This window comes from Cupriavidus sp. BIS7, from assembly GCF_000292345.1.
Lineage (GTDB): Bacteria > Pseudomonadota > Gammaproteobacteria > Burkholderiales > Burkholderiaceae > Cupriavidus.
Window position 1 is genome coordinate 1 of record NZ_ALOU01000137.1, and the last position, 872, is coordinate 872.

The 872-nt window shown below is 66.2% G+C and carries 1 protein-coding gene; it reads left to right on the top strand.

The genetic code is table 11. From position 1 onward, the window contains the following. The first annotated feature begins 43 nt into the window (after nucleotides 1-43). The gene (locus B552_RS0126955; RefSeq protein ID WP_019452169.1) at nucleotides 44-685 is read left to right on the top strand and encodes a hypothetical protein; all 642 of its coding nucleotides are present in this window, start codon (nucleotides 44-46) and stop codon (nucleotides 683-685) included. Nucleotides 686-872: the final 187 nt, after the last annotated feature.

Below are 872 nucleotides of genomic sequence, written 5' to 3' on the forward strand. Positions count from 1 at the left end.
GGCGGGCGCTCCCGCCGTTGCTGGCGAGAAGGAGGCGTAGACCATGCGTATCGCATTCGTGGATGGCGGCACCTATTACCATCACGCAACGTTCAACGACCCGGCACTGCGCAGGTACTTCGATCTCAATATCTACGCTCCGGATCTAGCGCGGGCGGAGGTGGAGCTGCGCCAGGTCGATTGCCTCTATGTGGCCAGCCGGCAGAACCCGGTGGACCTGATCGCGGCCCGCGAGACGATTGCGCGGTTTCTGGCGGACGGCAAGATGGTCGTGGCGCTCGGCGAAAGCCGGGCCGATCTCTGGCTGGACGGCGTGCAATGGCGACAGGGCGAAACCAATTTCTGGTGGTGGCTGGAGCCGGGCGCCGATTCGGGCCTGCGCGTGGGCGATGCCGGTCACGGCCTGTTCGCGCGCCTCAAACTGGCTGACGCCACGTGGCACCGACATGGCGACCTGATCGCGCCGCCGGGTGCGGTGTCGGTGGTGGATACCGTCGAAGGTCGCTCGATACTTTATGACGATGCGGCCAGCGGCCCGGGGCGCCGCATCGTCGCGACGCTGGACCCGTGCTATCACCACGGCAGCTATTTCATGCCCGCGGCCTCGCGCTTCCTGCACGGCTTCCTTCCATGGCTGAAGGATGGAGCGCCCGCCATTGCGCGGCCGGGCGTGCAGCCGGGCTGACAACGTGAATTGCTGCTGCCGGGGCGGACGCCCTGGCAGAAAGCAGAACGCCCGATGCTCCTGAAGGAAGCATCGGGCGCATAGGCCGTATCGGGCGCATCGGCGCCGCAGAGGATTACTTTTCGGTCTTGGCGCCGTCTACGTACGGATCAAACTTGCCAGCGCGCGCGCCATCGGTGTACGGATC